The sequence below is a fragment of the Wolbachia endosymbiont (group B) of Pammene fasciana genome, from assembly GCF_947251495.1.
Taxonomy (GTDB): Bacteria; Pseudomonadota; Alphaproteobacteria; order Rickettsiales; family Anaplasmataceae; genus Wolbachia.
Map to the genome: position 1 here is coordinate 114,028 of NZ_OX366360.1, position 16,938 is coordinate 130,965.

17 protein-coding genes are annotated in these 16,938 nt (G+C 34.6%); 6 read left to right on the forward strand and 11 right to left on the reverse strand.

Translation table 11 applies throughout. The features are described 5' to 3' along the window. Window positions 1-22: 22 nt before the first annotated feature. The gene (hemH, locus tag OPR29_RS00495; RefSeq protein ID WP_264682856.1) at window positions 23-976 is read right to left on the reverse strand and encodes a ferrochelatase; all 954 of its coding nucleotides are present in this window, start codon (window positions 974-976) and stop codon (window positions 23-25) included. After that, window positions 973-1,797: a hypothetical protein gene (locus OPR29_RS00500; RefSeq protein WP_265025268.1), complete on the reverse strand. Its 825-nt coding sequence runs from the start codon at window positions 1,795-1,797 to the stop codon at window positions 973-975. Before OPR29_RS00500 ends, hemH begins: the two co-directional genes overlap by 4 nt. A 114-nt stretch (window positions 1,798-1,911) precedes the next feature. Between OPR29_RS00500 and ndk the strand changes: the two genes are divergently transcribed. From ndk to folD, 6 genes are all read left to right on the forward strand, one after another. After that, window positions 1,912-2,331, forward strand: coding sequence for a nucleoside-diphosphate kinase (ndk, locus tag OPR29_RS00505; RefSeq protein ID WP_254229270.1), 420 nt, complete (start codon window positions 1,912-1,914; stop codon window positions 2,329-2,331). A gap of 126 nt (window positions 2,332-2,457) precedes the next feature. Continuing rightward, the gene (locus tag OPR29_RS00510; protein WP_254229269.1) at window positions 2,458-3,636 is read left to right on the forward strand and encodes an aspartate aminotransferase family protein; all 1,179 of its coding nucleotides are present in this window, start codon (window positions 2,458-2,460) and stop codon (window positions 3,634-3,636) included. A 68-nt stretch (window positions 3,637-3,704) separates the two neighbouring features. Continuing rightward, entirely contained in the window at window positions 3,705-4,982 is a 1,278-nt protein-coding gene (locus OPR29_RS00515) for an HlyC/CorC family transporter (protein ID WP_026097245.1), read from the forward strand. Window positions 4,983-4,991: 9 nt separating this feature from the next. Further along, on the forward strand, window positions 4,992-5,249 hold the full coding sequence (locus tag OPR29_RS00520) for a DUF2312 domain-containing protein (RefSeq protein WP_007302162.1): 258 nt from the start codon (window positions 4,992-4,994) through the stop codon (window positions 5,247-5,249). Beyond that, window positions 5,242-5,817 carry a UbiX family flavin prenyltransferase gene (locus tag OPR29_RS00525; RefSeq protein WP_007302161.1) on the forward strand — a complete coding sequence of 192 codons (576 nt, stop codon included), beginning with the start codon at window positions 5,242-5,244 and terminating at the stop codon, window positions 5,815-5,817. The genes OPR29_RS00520 and OPR29_RS00525 overlap by 8 nt, the downstream gene beginning before the upstream one ends. Further along, on the forward strand, window positions 5,801-6,688 hold the full coding sequence (gene folD / locus OPR29_RS00530; protein ID WP_213863808.1) for a bifunctional methylenetetrahydrofolate dehydrogenase/methenyltetrahydrofolate cyclohydrolase FolD: 888 nt from the start codon (window positions 5,801-5,803) through the stop codon (window positions 6,686-6,688). The genes OPR29_RS00525 and folD overlap by 17 nt, the downstream gene beginning before the upstream one ends. A 114-nt stretch (window positions 6,689-6,802) precedes the next feature. Here the strand turns inward: folD and OPR29_RS00535 are convergent, their stop codons facing one another. The 9 genes from OPR29_RS00535 to OPR29_RS00575 all read right to left on the reverse strand — a co-directional run bounded on the left by OPR29_RS00535 (window position 6,803) and on the right by OPR29_RS00575 (window position 16,906). After that, window positions 6,803-7,498 carry a hypothetical protein gene (locus OPR29_RS00535; protein ID WP_265025443.1) on the reverse strand — a complete coding sequence of 232 codons (696 nt, stop codon included), beginning with the start codon at window positions 7,496-7,498 and terminating at the stop codon, window positions 6,803-6,805. 120 nt (window positions 7,499-7,618) lie between these two features. After that, complete coding sequence (leuS, locus tag OPR29_RS00540; RefSeq protein WP_213863806.1) at window positions 7,619-10,087, reverse strand: leucine--tRNA ligase; 2,469 nt, start codon at window positions 10,085-10,087, stop codon at window positions 7,619-7,621. A 4-nt stretch (window positions 10,088-10,091) separates the two neighbouring features. After that, window positions 10,092-10,682, reverse strand: a complete 591-nt coding sequence (locus tag OPR29_RS00545; RefSeq protein ID WP_007302156.1) for a murein hydrolase activator EnvC family protein — start codon at window positions 10,680-10,682, stop codon at window positions 10,092-10,094. A 52-nt stretch (window positions 10,683-10,734) separates the two neighbouring features. Then, on the reverse strand, window positions 10,735-11,061 hold the full coding sequence (locus tag OPR29_RS00550) for a MerR family transcriptional regulator (RefSeq protein ID WP_012481900.1): 327 nt from the start codon (window positions 11,059-11,061) through the stop codon (window positions 10,735-10,737). Continuing rightward, on the reverse strand, window positions 11,058-11,357 hold the full coding sequence (locus OPR29_RS00555) for an integration host factor subunit alpha (RefSeq protein WP_007302154.1): 300 nt from the start codon (window positions 11,355-11,357) through the stop codon (window positions 11,058-11,060). Before OPR29_RS00555 ends, OPR29_RS00550 begins: the two co-directional genes overlap by 4 nt. A gap of 38 nt (window positions 11,358-11,395) precedes the next feature. Next, on the reverse strand, window positions 11,396-12,592 hold the full coding sequence (locus tag OPR29_RS00560) for an MFS transporter (protein ID WP_254229426.1): 1,197 nt from the start codon (window positions 12,590-12,592) through the stop codon (window positions 11,396-11,398). Between the two features lie 306 nt (window positions 12,593-12,898). Continuing rightward, on the reverse strand, window positions 12,899-14,833 hold the full coding sequence (gene uvrB, locus OPR29_RS00565; RefSeq protein ID WP_007302152.1) for an excinuclease ABC subunit UvrB: 1,935 nt from the start codon (window positions 14,831-14,833) through the stop codon (window positions 12,899-12,901). An 85-nt stretch (window positions 14,834-14,918) separates the two neighbouring features. Continuing rightward, a complete protein-coding gene (locus OPR29_RS00570; RefSeq protein ID WP_007302151.1) occupies window positions 14,919-15,680 on the reverse strand; it encodes a cytochrome c1 in 762 nt (253 codons plus the stop codon). Next, window positions 15,680-16,906, reverse strand: a complete 1,227-nt coding sequence (locus OPR29_RS00575) for a cytochrome b (protein ID WP_007302150.1) — start codon at window positions 16,904-16,906, stop codon at window positions 15,680-15,682. The genes OPR29_RS00570 and OPR29_RS00575 overlap by 1 nt, the downstream gene beginning before the upstream one ends. Window positions 16,907-16,938: the final 32 nt, after the last annotated feature.

Genomic DNA, 16,938 nt, shown 5'->3' on the forward strand with positions numbered 1-16,938 from the left:
TAAAAATCTAAAAAGAAAAGTGCTATAAATCAGTACTTTGAGAGTGATCTAAACATAAATCGGCCAAGCACTTGATAAATAAGAGATCAGTACTGAGAGTTGGTACGCGAAAGTAATATCCGTCTTTAATAATTGCTTTATACTCTATATCAAGTTCAACCAGTGTTTCAGAATGCTCAGAAACAAAAGATATAGGTGATAAAACTACAGGTATATTATCGTCTTTTGCGCGTGATAGCTCACTTTCAGTGCTAGGCTCCAACCATTTTACAGGGCCAACCTTACTCTGATAACATATTCCCCAATCAAGATCTTCAATATTCAATTTTTTTACTATTAATTTTACTGTTTTTTCTATCTGTGAAGCGTAAGGGTCGCCTTTTTTAATGATACTAAGAGGTAAGCTATGAGCCGAGAATAGGACTCTTGGCTTACCGATTTTGCTAGCTAATTTATAATATTTAGACGTCAGATTAACATGAGCTTCAATAAAGTCTTCATTGTCATAATAATGGTGAATTGTTTTTGTGTTACATTCCAGTTTGGCATTTTTTTGCCAATTCTCGATGGATGATAGAGTTGTGGTGGTTGAATATTGCGGATATAGTGGTAACAGAATGATTTCGTCAGGGTCGAATTGCTTTACGCTTTTAACAACTTCATCAGCAAATGGATGCCAATAACGCATGCAGATGAATATCTTATATACATGGTTTCCATTTTCATTTAATTTTAGTTCTAAAGCATCAGCTTGTGCTTTCGTATTCTCCAAGATTGGCGATTTACCTCCAATGTGCTCGTATATTTCTTGTGCAGTACTTTCTCGCCTTTTGGAGATAAACTTTGCTAAAAGAAAGCGGAAAGGATTGGGTAGATTGACTATTCTTCTATCATAAAATAGATTAAACAAGAAAGGACGTACTGCACTTAGTGAATCAGGTCCACCAAGGTTAAATAAGATTACTGCCTTCTTCACTGACAGCACCTTTCTTCAGGTTTGCCTATAAAATTAGCTACACACTCATCAAGTTTAGTTACAGGCACTAAATTTCTCACACTAGCATACAATAGATGGCCAGATCTCTTCACGTTACTCTGTGTAGATACAAAGTTTCTATCAAAAACCACATCAACACAAAAACTTGGCACTGCTTCAAAAAGTTCAACAGCAGCCAAAGATATCATTATGCAGCTTTGTAGAGCCTTCAGAAAAATCGTAAGGGGAAAAAGTAAAACCCTAACAAAGAGATAGGGAGGGCTTTCATTCATTAGTTGTCCTTGATTAGGAGAATTATACTCAATATGCTGTCTGTTTTTATCAAAGATAGGAAATTTTATAGTGTCTTTCTTAAATTCCTGCTCTATTTGTTTCTCGGTATAATTTTCATTATTAGTCATTTTTTTCAATAACTTTTCACGCAAGTAAAAGGTTCTCACAACAAAACATGTTGCAACCATCAGTGCAGCACATATAAGCGCACAATGCATGAGGTTCATCCCACCTATCATAGATGGTAATGCAAGACAAACAAATGGCACTATGATAGCCATTTCGAAAAATGGAATAGTATTCCTTTTTATTGCAAAAACAGCGCCTTCTTTTAATTTTGTATTATTGTGTAAGCTATACTCTAAATAACTCAAAAATGCCAAATTAAAAGTTAAAAATCCTTTTGTCCCACAAAAAATTGATGACTTGAATTGATTAACCCATTCTTTAGCAGTAAGTGTAGTTTCAATTGATTGTTTAACATTAGGATCGACTGGTTTGTTGTTTTTTTTATTACAACACCCCATAAAACACCTCCTTGATGGTTTATTCTTAACTATAAGTGAAAAATTGCTTTTATCAAATCAAAGTTTATAATAAAATAAATCTATAAATATACGATCTTAACATAAGGAAATAATATGGCAATTGAGAGAACACTTTCAATATTAAAACCTGATGCAGTAAAAAATAATATTACAGGCAGTATAAATTCTTACATTGAAAAATCTGGACTAAAAATTATAGCACAAAGAATGATGATGCTGACAAAAAAACAAGCAGAGCTGTTTTATGAAATTCATAAGGATAGGCCTTTTTTTGGAGAGTTGGTGGAATTTATGACTTCTGGGTCTGTGATAGTTCAAGTTTTAATCGGTGAAAATGCAGTCAGTAAATACAGACAAATCATGGGTGCTACAGATCCAAAACAGGCAGATAAAGGTACAATTAGGGGTGATTTTGCTAATGATATTAGTGAAAATAGAGTGCATGGTTCTGATAGTCTAGAGAATGCTCGTAGGGAAATAGCTTTCTTTTTTGCTGAATGTGAATTGGTATAGCTTTACTTTTCTATACAGAATTAGACCTTCTAGGCTTTATGTTGAACTACGGAATATTAACTAAACTTTTAGTTATGAAGAAAAAGCTTTATGTCAATTTCATGAATAGCATAGATAATATTTAAAATGGATCATGTTGTTAATGCTTATAATAGATCTGAAGCTTCTATAGTTAGAGGAGAAGGATTATATCTCTTTGACAAGGATGGTAAAAAATATTTAGACTTTGCTGCGGGAATTTCTACAACCTCCCTAGGCCATTGTCATCCATACATTACAGACAAACTGAAAGAGCAATTAAGCTCATTGTGGCACTGCTCTAATATTTTCACTATCCCTGAGCAGGAAAGGCTTGCTCAGCGTTTAACAGAACTTACCTTTGCCGATAAAGTTTTTTTCTGCTCAAGTGGACTTGAAGCAACAGAAGCTGCAATTAAATTTATTCGCCGCTATTTCTACTTAAATGGACAAGAAAAGCGCAGTCACATCATTACAATTGAAGGAGGTTTTCATGGCCGCAGTATTGCTGCAATTTCAGCTGGGGGAAATGAAAAATCACGCGAAGGTTTTGCTCCACTCCTTTCTGGTTTTGATAAAGTTCCAAGAAATAACATTGAAGCATTAGAAAAGAAAATCAATAGCGAAACAGCTGCCATATTTTTAGAGCCCATACAAAGTGAAGGCGGAGTACATCCATTGGACGTAGAGTATCTTAAAAAAGTAAGAGAGATAACAAAAGCTCAAGGAATAATTTTATGCTTTGATGAAGTGCAATGCGGATATGGACGAATTGGCTCTCTATTTTACTATCAAAATATAGGAGTTGAACCTGATATGCTCACTTGTGCGAAGGCTATGGGTAATGGATTTCCTCTGGCTGCATGTTTAGTAAAAGATTATATAGCAGAAGCAATCACTCCAGGAACTCATGGGTCAACTTATGGAGGTAATCCACTTGCTATGACTGTTGGTAATGCAGTACTCGATATAATGCTAAAGGAAGGCTTTTTTGACCATGTTAAGAAGGTCAGTAAATATTTAAAAGAAAAGTTGTTGCCTTTGACTGAAGAATTTCCGAAGATCATTTCAGAAGTTCGTGGGGAGGGTTTATTGATAGGGATAGAGCTTAGAGTACCTTTGGCTGATAAAATTGTTAAACAATCTCTTGACAAAGGCTTAATAATGACTAATATTTTAAATAATAAGGTAATAAGAATAACTCCTCCACTTGTTGTTGAGAGTATGCATGTGAATGCAGTGTGTGATATATTTCATGATTTATTTTTTTATATTAAAGATATATAGACTTGCAAATGCTTCTTACAACATATAAAATCAACTCTGTTTCTATATCGCAATAACATCATACTTTAATGGATTGGTTATTGATTTCAGTATTGTCAGCAATTTTCTTCTTGTTGATCTTATCGTTTTTGTTTTCAGGAGCAGAAATAGGGTTAACCTCAATTAGCCGCTCCCGAGTTAATAAACTAAAGCTAGATGGCAATAAAAGAGCTAAGATAATAGACCGCTTGTTGAATACAAAAGAATTAACAATAGGAACAATATTACTGTGCAATACAATTATTAACATTACTTGTTCCGCTTTATTTACAGCAATATTTATACATTTCTTTGAAAGTGAAGGCATCTTTCTTTCAACATTCATGATGACGTTTTGTATTTTGCTATTTTGTGAAGTTTTACCAAAAACTTACGCCATGCAAAATCCTGAAAAATTTACATTGCTTTCTTCTTATTTTATGCTGTTTTTTGTCAAGATTCTTTCTCCATTGACATTAGGCATTCAGTTTATTGTCAATCTCATTCTGAAGTTATGTGGGCTTCATAAGAATAGGGAGGTAATATCTGCAGCAGATGCAATGCGTAACATGATTACTCTTCATCGCAGTGAAGGAACTATGTTACAACAGGATTTAGATATGCTAAGTAGTATACTTGATTTGGCTGAGACAGAAATATCACAGATTATGACTCACAGGAGAAGCTTATTTTCTCTTGATATAGATCGAAACAAAGAGGATTTAATAAGAGAGATTTTAACCAGTAGCCATAGCAGAGTACCTTTATGGCAAAAAGAACCAGATAATATTGTTGGAGTGGTTCACGTGAAAAATCTAATAAATGCCTTGCGTGAAAAGGATAATAAAATAGAGATTGCCAAAGTTATGTCAAAGCCTTGGTTTATACCAGAAAGTACGCCACTCAGTGTACAACTTCACAACTTCCGTAAAAACAGGAAACACCTTGCATTTGTTATTGATGAGTATGGAGCACTACAGGGAATCGTAACTCTTGAGGATATACTGGAAGAAATAGTTGGAGAAATTTCAGATGAACATGATTTGATCACAGAGAATTTTATAAAAAAGATATCCGATAATATGTATCACATAGAAGGAAAATCTACTATTAGGGATATTAATAGACAGTTACATTGGGATCTTCCTGATGAAGAAGCTACAACTCTAGCAGGTATGATTGTAAACGAGATAGAGCGCATTCCTGAAGAAAATGAAGAGTTTTCCATGTACGGTTTTTACTTTAAGATTTTAAAAAAAGATAAAAATATTATTACTATGATTGAAGTACAAGTAAAAACTGATAATACTGTAGTAGCAATTAATTAGTTGGGTTCTATGGAAGATACATTAAAAATAACGGCTGAAGATTTGAAGAACTATATAGAGAGAATAGAAAAACTTGAACAAGAAAAGAGGGATGTGCAAGATCACATTCGTGATGTATATGCAAAAGCTGCAGATGAAGGTTGGGATATAAAAGTGATGAAACAGATTATTAGGTTAAGAAAGATGGATGATGATGACAGGGAGGAACAGGAAATATTACTTGATACCTATAAACGTGCATTGGGAATGAATTACGAAGGTGAATAGTAGGATTGTAATTGGAATAAGTGGAGCATCTGGTTCTATTTACGGTGTACGGATTCTAGAGGCACTAAAAAATACCAATCATGAAACTCATTTAGTGATCAGCAGTGCTGGAAAAATAACTATAGCTCATGAGATTAAAGAAAAACTTGAAGATATTATGTCGCTTGCAGATTTTTACTATTCTGAAGAAAAAATAGGAGAAAAAATAGCAAGCGGCTCATTTAAAACCTCAGGTATGGTTATTGCTCCATGTTCTATGAAAACAATGTCTGAAATAGCATCGGGGGTGACTTCCAATCTATTAACAAGGGCTGCAGATGTAACTCTAAAAGAAAGAAGAAAATTAGTTCTTATGGTGCGAGAATCTCCACTACATCTTGGACATCTACGAAATATCTTAAAACTAACGGAGATGGGAGCAATTATTGCTCCGCCGATGCCTGCTTTTTATATTAAACCAAAATCTTTGGATGATATTGTAAATCATTCTGTTGGTAAAGTATTGAATTTATTTGATATCGCATTACCTGACTTCGAGGAGTGGCAAGGAAATGTCAATTATTATTAACGGTAAAAAAACAGCAAATGATCTCTGTGAGGAGCTATCAAAAAAAATTGATATTTTAAAGAAAGAGTATAATGTTTTTCCTTGTCTTAAAGTAATTCTCGTGGGTAGCAATCCAGCAAGTCAGGTCTACGTTCGTAATAAACAAAGAAAAGCAGAATCAATAGGCATAAGTTCTGAAACTATTGTTTTGCCTGATAGTATCTCAGAAGATGAATTGATTGAAAAAGTTAATACATTAAATGAAGATTCATCTGTGCATGGAATTTTAGTTCAGTTACCTTTACCAAAGCACATCAGTGCAAGCAGAATAATTAATACAGTAAGTGTTGAAAAAGATGTAGATGGCTTTCATGATGAGAATGTTGGCAGGTTAGTTAAAGGTGAAAAAAATTGTCTGATACCTTGTACTCCCAAAGGTTCTTTGCATTTAATTAAGTCAGTTGAAAATAATCTGTCCGGTAAAAATGCGGTAATCATTGGCAGATCAAATATTGTGGGTAAGCCAATGTTTCACCTATTGTTGCAAGAAAATTGCACTGTTACCATCTTGCATTCACAAAGTAGGGATTTAGCTGATTATTGCTCTAAGGCGGATATAGTAGTTGCAGCAGTTGGAAAGCCAAATTTTGTTCAACCAGATTGGATAAAAAAAGGTGCAATAGTGATTGATGTTGGCATAAATAGCATTAACATAGGAAATCAAAGTAAGCTTGTGGGTGATGTTGACTTTGAGGGAGTAAAAGAAAAAGTCAAAGCTATTACTCCAGTGCCTGGTGGAGTTGGCCCGATGACAATAGCATTTCTTATGATAAACACTGTAGTTGCTGTTTGCTTACACCGGGAAGTTGATCCTTCTGATTTCATTAGTTGAGGGCATGAGAAGAATAGATATCCGTCTCTAGATAATAACATCTAATTTTGTCCAAACAGCAAATCAGTTTGCAGGATCACCTTATCCACTACAGAAAATATGCAATTTAGAGCATTAAAAATTATAACGTATGCCTACTTCTAGCATCGCGTCCGGTATTTGTAATGGTGGTTTAAAACTACTTAGTTGCCCACCCATGGTCATACCAGCTGTACCAATTATCTGCGGAGTAATTTCATAATCAACACCTAACTTTACTTTATAGGAAATAGAACTCAGTATTTTATCTACTAAAGATGAATCAGCAGCTTTATCAGCTCCATCATCTTTGTTAGGTTCATCAGCAAATTGTGGAACTTTTTTTGGTGCTTGATCTCCATCTCCAGCTTCATCTCCATCTCCATCTCCATCTCCATCTCCATCTCCATCTCCATCTCCATTGTCATCAGCTGTATCACTAATACCAAAGCCGAAAGGTACTACTTGGAGATACCCACCTAAACCTACACTGGCATATAGCCTAACGGGATCAATATTAAGGTCAGGATAGAAGCGGTAATTTACCAATAAACTAGCTCCTATGCTCTTTAATGACTTAACATTACTGAGAACCTCAAGTTCAAATTCAGAGTTTTCGTCATGATGGTAACCAAGAACAACGCCAGGTTTCATTTTAAAGCCACCACCCCAACCAGCACCAAAGTTTAAACCTGCATAATATTTATCTTTCAACTCACCTATAGGATCTCCTGCACCTGCTAGAGATGAAGTGAGCAAAACAGCTAAAACACACAATCCTTTTATTTTCATATAACTACCCATACAAAAAAATATATAATGCACAAGTATATATCCTTTATATTAAAAAAGATATAACCTCATATCAAAAAAAGTATACCTACGAAATTAGGGACATGCTACTCAAAATTTTTATATAACTATGTTTACTACCTTATTTGGTACAGCATATATAGTGCGAATTTTGCTTTGATCGATTCTATTGGATACAGAACCTGTTGCTATTTTCTTCAATTCTTCTTGAGGTAAATCAGTTTCTACTTTGATAGTCGCACGCAACTTTCCATTAATCTGTACTGCCACAGTTACCATATTATCAATTAGTAGTGATTCATCAGCTTTTGGCCAAGGTTGCATATATAGCATGCCTTCGCCTCCTATTTTTTGCCATAAATTTTCAGCCAGGTGTGGCATGAATGGCTCAATTACTCTGATTAGTATGCATATACCTTCATCAATAAGAGATTTTCCAGTTTTTACGTCTATTTCAGCTATTAAATTTGTCATTTCACGAAACTTTGCTACCACACAGTTTAATCTGCAGTTTTTCAAGTCATCTGTAAGCCCTTGCAATAGTTTATGGATTTTTTTTCTGTACTCTAGGAGTTTACCTACAATGTTTTCATTATCATAGTGTATGTTTACGGGCCTAAGTTGCACTACCATACGCCACAATTTATTTATGTAGCGAAAACAACCTTCCACGCCATCATCAGACCATTCCATATCTTTTTCTGGGGGGGTATCGGATAATACAAACAAACGAGCAGTATCAGCACCGTATTTTTCTATGATAAAGTTTGGGTCAACTGTATTCTTCTTTGACTTACTCATCTTTTCGACTTTTCCAACTTGGATCTTAGCACCCTTCGCAATCAACTCTTTTGCTTCTTCGGGAAAGAGCCATTTGCCATTCTCATCTTTATAAGTTATATGGCAGACCATTCCTTGAGTGATTAAAGTAGAGAAAGGCTCTTTAACGTCAAAATAGCCACATTTAGTTAAAGCACGGCAGAAAAACCTTGAGTAAAGCAAATGTAAAATTGCATGTTCTATTCCACCTATGTAATAATCAACAGGCATAAAACGATTACAAGTATCTTTATTAATCGATTTATTTTCACTGCAAAATGCAGCAAAATACCAAGAAGATTCAAAAAAAGTGTCAAATGTATCAGTTTCACGTTCTGCTTGCTTTCCGCACTTTGGACAATCAACAAATTTCCAGGTTGGGTGCTTGTCCAGGGGATTACCACCACTTGTAAATTCTACATCCGTTGGTAGAACAACAGGGAGGTCTTTTTCTGGAACTGGAACAATTCCACAATCTTTACAATATATAACAGGTATAGGACATCCCCAATAACGTTGCCTTGAAATTCCCCAATCGTGTAGACGATAGTTTATTGTTTTCTTACCTATTCCTTTTTCCTCAAGTTTTTTTAGGATTACTTTTTTTGCCTCGCTAACCGTTAGTCTGTTTAAGAATTCAGAATTGAATACCACTCCATCACCGACGTACGGTTCTTTTAAGACCTTTGTGGTCTGTGTGCTCTCTTCACAAACTACAGGAATAATCGGTAAACCATACTTCTGTGCAAATTCAAAATCACGCTGATCATGTGCAGGGCAACCAAAAATCGCACCTTCTCCATACTCCGTCAACACAAAATTCGCTATATAAATTGGTAATTCCTTGTCAAGAAATGGGTGCCTGACGTTCAGTCCAGTGTAAATTCCAATTTTTTCATCATTCTCCCCCTTTGCCTTCACACTGTCGATAAAGCCTTGTATGTCTTCGTCCTTAAGGTCTTGTACAATAGGGTGCTCTGCTGCTACTGCAAGAAAAGAAGCTCCAAATAAAGTATAAGGAGAAGTTGTAAAAACCTTTAATTTCTTATTCAGGCCAACTATTTCAAAATCTATAGTTACACCTTCAGATTTTCCTATCCATCGTTCTTGCATAGTTTTGACTTTTTCTGGCCAATTTTTTAAACTTTGCAGACAATGAAGCAAATCTTCAGCAAAATCAGTAATCTTTAAAAACCATTGGAATAACTTACGTTTTTCAATAACTGTACCTGATCGCCATCCTTTTCCATCAACCACTTGCTCATTTGCAAGCACTGTTTGGTCCACTGGATCCCAATTAACCCACGACTCTTTTCGATAGGCAAGACCATGCTTTAAAAAATCCAGAAAAAATTTCTGTTCGTGTTTGTAATAATCAGGCTCACATGTGGAGAGCTCACGATCCCAATTGTATGAAAGACCTATAGATTTTAGCTGCGTGCGCATATTATCTATATTATCTTGTGTCCATGCTGCAGGGTTAATGTTATTGTCCCTTGCTGCATTTTCAGCTGGTAATCCAAACGCATCCCAGCCAATTGGGTGCAAAACCTCAAATCCACGAGCTCTCTTGTAACGTGCTATAACATCTCCTATTGCATAGTTACGCAGGTGCCCCATATGAATCTTACCAGATGGATATGGAAACATTTCCAACACGTAACATTTCTTCTTTTTACTATCTTTGCTTACAGAAAAATCCCACTTATTTTGGTAGAATTTTTCAACGTTTTTAAAATCATATTTCATAAATTCAATCACAGTTTATATGTACTAAAGGATCGACTGCTTGACCATTATGTCTTATTGTGAAACACATCTGCGGATCTTTATCTTGTGTGCTTGATTTACCTGCAGATCCAATTACTTGACCTTGTTTTACTTTATCACCAATTTCAACTTGTATGTTTTTTAAATAGGAGTACATAGTCATGTAATTATCTTTATGTTCCACTATAATTAAATTTCCGTACCACCTCAGGCCTTTGCCTACGTATATTACTTTGCCAGGTGCAGAAGCAATAACCTTTGTTCCACTTTGAGCAGTAATTTTTATGCCATCTTGACATATTTTATCAGAAGAGGTAACTGCACCTTTAACCGGTATTACAAATTTACACATGCTTTGTGCATTATTGTTATATACCTTATCTACAAAGGCTTTTCTACTTTCTTTTCGCAGCGAAGAATCAACATTTTCTTTAATCAAATGATACTCCCTTGTGTACTCTAGGTCTCTTTTCCCATAAAATTCTTCGCCTTTAAGTAGTACAGGTGCAGGTTTTTGCAGGCCACAGCTTATCAGTATTGCTGATAATATAAAGAACAAGGCTATACGACACATACACTTATCTCTAGATATATCAACTTTCACAAAACTTTATAGTGTTTTTCGTCTATTTATTACTTTCTTCATTTATTTTATCAGTCAAATAGTCTCTTAAATCGGTAAGTTCTTTCAACAAATTTCTTGAATAATGATCAATTCTTACATCGTTACCAAATTCCTTTTGTACTCCTTTTATTGTATATCCTTTGTCATATAGCATATATTTTATTTTCTTTATTGCCTCTATACACTTATGATCATATAGTCTTCTTCCCTTCCGTTTTATGGGTTTAATTTGATGGAATTGACTTTCCCAGAATCTTAAAACATGCTGCTCCAAATGTAGTTCTTCAGCTACTTCTCCAATTGTGTAAAATAATTTTTCCTTATTCATCGGTTGTTTATTAATTTCTTCATCATTTTTGAAGGTCTAAAAGAAATTGATTTTCTCGCTTTAATTACTACCCTTTCCGATGTCTTTGGTATATTTCCTGGTCTTTCTTTCTTGTTTTTAACCAAAAATGTTCCAAATGAAGATATTTTTACTATTCCATCCTTTGCTAAGCTCGTTTTTATCTCATCCAATATGTCATCTATTATTGCAATAGAGTCTTCTTTCGATAATCCAATTTCCTGGTTTATACATTCAGCTATTGTTGCCTTAGTTACTGTTGTGTCTTTTGTTGTCATAATTTATTACAGTATGTTAATATAATATAACAATCGACTCAAGATTCAGCTACTTTATTTTTATAGTATGTTTCTTTTGTAGCATAATTAAAAATACTAGCAAATGTTAACATTGCAAATATTGTGAAAAGCGCCATTTGATGATCTGAAAAAAGTGCTAAAATTGACACTAAAATTCCACTCATAACAAACATAAATCCATTGATAATGGATGATGATGTGCTAATATACTTCTGCTCAACAATCTCACTACCAACAGTAAAATTAAGCATATGTCCTCCTGCAAAAAAACCAAACATTAACATACAAAAGTATATAATATGAACTGTTAAATTACCGCATAGTAAAATAATAGCTGAAATACTTTGCAATGTGGCAAAAGCAGAGATTACGTGCCTTCTATTTTTAAATAGATTTGAGATTAGATCTGCAATTGGAGCACCAACTGCAAGACCAAGCCACAATATTGCAGTTGCCACACCTAACTCCATTGTATTGAGTTCTAAGTTGCTTAGTAACCTTGGTGCCCACAGCATATTAAGCGCTAAAAATGTTCCAAAAGTAATAGCACCCACTATTGAGGTTATCCAGATATCTCTTAATTTTAGCACTGTTAGTACAGAACATATTACTGTTTTTATAGAGCTCTTTATTGTGTATTCCCCCAAATTTTTTTTTGAAAGTCCTTTCGGATAAAAAAACATAAGTACGAATATCGATACGCCAAATAATATTACGCATACAATAAGATTTTTCCAATCTGCACCTTCGGCAAGCAAGCTAGAGAAGCACATTTGAATCATCAAAGCAGAAAGACTTGAAATTGTCTGCACTAGTGAGAACATCAGTCCAAATTGAGTAAGGGGAAAATATGTGCTACTTACATGAGCAGCGCCAACAAAACCAAACGATGCTCCAATTGCGATCAAAAATTGAGATAAAATTAAATGGGCAAAATTGTCACTCTTGATAAGGACAAAAAAACCAAAGAGCATGATTGACAATGAGAAAAAATAAATTTTTTTGCTGGAAAAAACATTAAACATTGCCCCACTAAAAAATTGTGAGATAGCAAAAGTCCAAGTATATGCTGAATTAGCTAGTGCAACTTGCGCAATCGTGAGCCCAAGTTCTTTTTCAAGATTCACGCTTATAAAGGTGTAGATTATCTGCATATTGCTGAATACAACAATCAAGTTACTGATTAGCCAAATGAACCAAGCTTTATTTTCCATAAGATTTTTTATAAATAGTCCATTGATAATAAACCTCTTTTAGGCTCTGATTATTGTTAAAACAGTTGCAATTATAGTATGATATAAAAGCTATGAAACAACAAATTTGTTGTGAGATTTAATTTGTTAGAGTCTGTACATAATCTCAAGAAAGAAATAAGTTCAACAATCATTACCTATAAGATAAAAGGTGAAAATTTGAAATTATCATGAACTGGCTCATTTTTCTGCCACTTAGATGATGTTTTTTCAAATTGTTGATAAATCAAAGTCAGTTTAGCTATTAATTATTCATCTTTTTTCTAATTATGCAGTGGATCTATTATTAAACCTTTCAATAATACTTTTTATTTTTGCTGCCTCTTCAAACTCTAAATTTTCAGCATGCTTCAACATTTGCTTTTTCAAACTATTTAGATCATCCTTGCTAAAATTCTCAATCACCACTTTTTCCTGTAAAGTATTTGATATAGGCTTTATTATAGTTTTTGGTACAATATTATGCAGTGTATTATGCTCTGTCTGTTTCTTTCTTCTCCTTTCAGTTTCTTTCAGTGCACGATCCATAGAATTAGTAATTTTGTCTGCATATAAAATTACTCTGCCTTCAACATTTCGTGCAGCACGACCTATCGTTTGAATGAGCGAAGTCTCTGATCGTAAAAACCCTTCTTTGTCAGCATCTAAAATTGCAACCAATCCACACTCGGGAATATCAAGACCTTCCCGCAACAAGTTAACGCCAACAAGAACATCTATTTCTTTAGATCTTAATTTGCATATAATTTCAATTCTTTCCAGTGCACCAATATCTGAATGTAGGTAAGTTACTTTCATACTGAGCTCACTCATATGCTCAGCTAGCTTTTCAGCCATTTTTTTTGTCAATGTGGTAATTAGAATACAAAATCCTTTTTTTATTGTTACTTGCGCCTCGTGAATCACATCATCAACCTGACTCTCTGTTGGTTTTATGGTGCAGATGGGATCTGTCAGTCCTGTTGGGCGGATAACTTGCTCTATAAATGCGTGATTAGTCTTTTCTAATTCATATTTTCCTGGAGTAGCCGAAACGTAAATAGTCTGTGGCCGTATTGCCTCCCACTCTTCCAATTTTAATGGACGGTTATCAAAAGCAGAAGGTAGCCTAAAACCATAATCTATCAATTTCTTTTTACGTGCTTCATTACCGCTATACATTGCACCTATCTGGGGAACGGTTACATGGCTTTCATCAACAAATAAAATTACATCTTTAGGTAAATACTCAAACAATGTAGGCGGTGGATCTCCGGCTTTCATTCCGTAAAGATAACGCGAATAATTTTCAATACCTTTACACACTCCCGTTGCCATCATCATTTCAATATCAAAATTAGTACGCTGCTCAAGGCGTTTTGCTTCAACAATTTTGTTCTGTGAATAGTAATAATCCAGGCGTTCATGTAGTTCTTTTTTAATCAATTGAACTGCTTGCAAAAGAGTCTCACGTGATGTAGTGTAATAGCTATTTGGAAAAATGGTGACTGTATCTATGCATCTGATAATATTGCTGTTCATGGCATCAATCTCAGAAATTTCCTCTATTTCATCACCAAACAATGATAAACGCCAAGCTTTATTTTCATAATAGGCAGGAAATATATCAATAATATCGCCGCGCACTCTGAAATATCCTCGCTCAAATCTGACATCAGAACGTTTATATTGGAGATTAACTAAATTATTCAGAAAGTCATTAACATGAATCTTATCTCCAGCACTTAAAGTCAAGGTCATGCTGAGATAGCTCTCAGGCGAACCAAGACCATATATACAAGAAACACTCGCAACTACAATCGTGTCCCTACGCTCCAAAAGAGAGCATATAGCAGAATAGCGTAGCATATCAATTCTTTCATTTATTAAAGAGTCTTTTTCAATATAAGTGTCTGTTTGTGGCGAATAAGCCTCAGGCTGATAATAATCATAATAAGAAATGAAGTATCCAACAGCATTGTGAGGGAAAAATCCTCTCATCTCCTCGTAAAGCTGCGCCGCTAAAGTTTTATTATGTGCCATAATTAATGCAGGCCTGTTTGTTCTTGCAATAACATTTGCCATAGTGAAGGTTTTTCCAGAACCAGTAACTCCAAGCAAAACCTGATCTCTTTTATTACTATTTAACCCTGCAACTAAGTTGTCTATTGCCTGTGGTTGATCTCCAGCTGGCTGAAAATGTGTAACTATTTGAAATTCCATACCTTTATATTTTCATAATGTATTTATTACTATACAATACATTTGCTAGTGTAAATAAGGTATGAAAGAATGAACATAAAAAACTCTATTTTTTCTTTTTATAGAGCCTGCTCCAAATCCTGTTGTTGGTTAATACAAAAAACACCGTCAAAATTATAAAATATGTCACTATTTTTAGCCCAAGTTTATGTCGGCGCTCCAGTTCTGGCTCTGCTGCCCATTGTAAGAAATTTACCACATCATATGCCATATTTTCAACTGTGGCTTGCCTTGTACCATCATATTCTACCATTCCTTCAGAGAGTGGTGGGGCCATAGCTAACCTGCCTGTTGAAAAATATGGATTAAAATATAAACCGTTCTCATCATGTTCACCGTTTTGATAACCAATTAGTAGTGAATAGACATAATTTGCACCATCATGTCTTGCTTTGACAATTAATGATAAGTCCGGTGGAATTGCTCCATTGTTGCTTGCTGCAGCTGCTTCTTTTGTATCAAAAGGTGCAATAAAATAATCCGAAGACACTCCCGGCCTATCAAACATTTCACCCAAATCATTCGGACCATCTTTAACTTGGTAAGAGGCTGCAATTTGTTTTACATCCTCTTCAGAAAAACCAACATCTTGCAAATTACGAAACGCTATTCTATTCATTGAATGGCAAGCAGCACAGACTTCCTTGTATACTTTATAGCCACGCTGAATTGACTCTCTATCGAAAGATCCAGTAATTCCATCAAAACTCCAGTCGATTTTCTTATTTGGTAAAGGTTTAAACTCCTCTGCAGACAAAGAATTAGTGAGAAGTAATATACAAAATACAGCAACTTTAATCAACAGCATCACTTCATCTCCGGAACGGAATCGCTTATTGTTTTTGGTAATTTTTTTGGTTTCTCATACTTACTAAGTAAAGGTAAAACTATCACAAAATATGAAAAATAATAAAGAGTTGAGAGCCTACTTAAAGTAATGTAAGGCTCCTTAATTTCTTGTCCCCCAAGCCAGGCAAGAAATGCAAAATTTATTGCAAAAACCCAAAAAAATTTCTTAAATAATGGGCGATAAGCACCACTTTTAACCTTTGATTTATCAAGCCAAGGCAAAAGAAACCACACTAAAATAGATCCAAACATGGTAAGTACACCAATAAGTTTATTTGGAATTGAACGCAGCATCGCATAAAAAGGTAAGAAATACCACTCTGGCACTATATGTACTGGAGTTACCATAGGATCAGCCTCTATATAATTATCAGGATGCCCAAGATAATTAGGGGCATAAAAAACAAATGCAAATAAAATTATAAAAAATAAACCAAAAGTTATGCAGTCCTTTGCTATATAGTAAGGGTAAAAAGGAATGGTATCCTTATCTGACCTGACTTCTATTCCACTTGGATTATTAGAGCCAAACCTATGCAGAGCAACAACATGCAACATAGCTAAAGCGATAATAATGAAAGGCATAAGATAATGCAGCGCAAAAAAACGATTGAGCGTTGGATTATCAACAGAGAAACTTCCCCATAGCCATATAACTATTTTATCACCAATTAAAGGTATAGCCGAGAATAAAGTAGTTATAACTGTTGCACCCCAAAAACTCATTTGTCCCCATGGAAGAACATATCCCATAAAGGCAGTTGCCATCATTGCAAAAAATATAAATATGCCAATAAACCATACCATTTCTCGCGGTCTCTTATAAGATCCGTAATATAATCCACGCATGATATGAACATAGACCACCATAAAGAAGAGTGACGCCCCAACAGCATGAGTATAGCGTATTAGCCATCCGTAACTTACGTCACGCATTATACGCTCCACGCTATTAAACGCGTAATCAACATGCGGAGTATAGTGCATAGCAAGAAATATACCTGTTATTATTTGTAAAATCAGCGCTATACCAGCCAAAGAACCAAAATTCCAAGCATAATTTAAATTTTTTGGTACTTGATAAGAAGCAATATGTTTTAGAAAAGAAAATATAGGCAGTCTATATTCTATCCAACCTAATATACCTTTTTCTTCTATTATTTCTTTTTTGCTATCATCTTCCATAACGTAAAGTTTTTTTCATCTTAACTCATTAC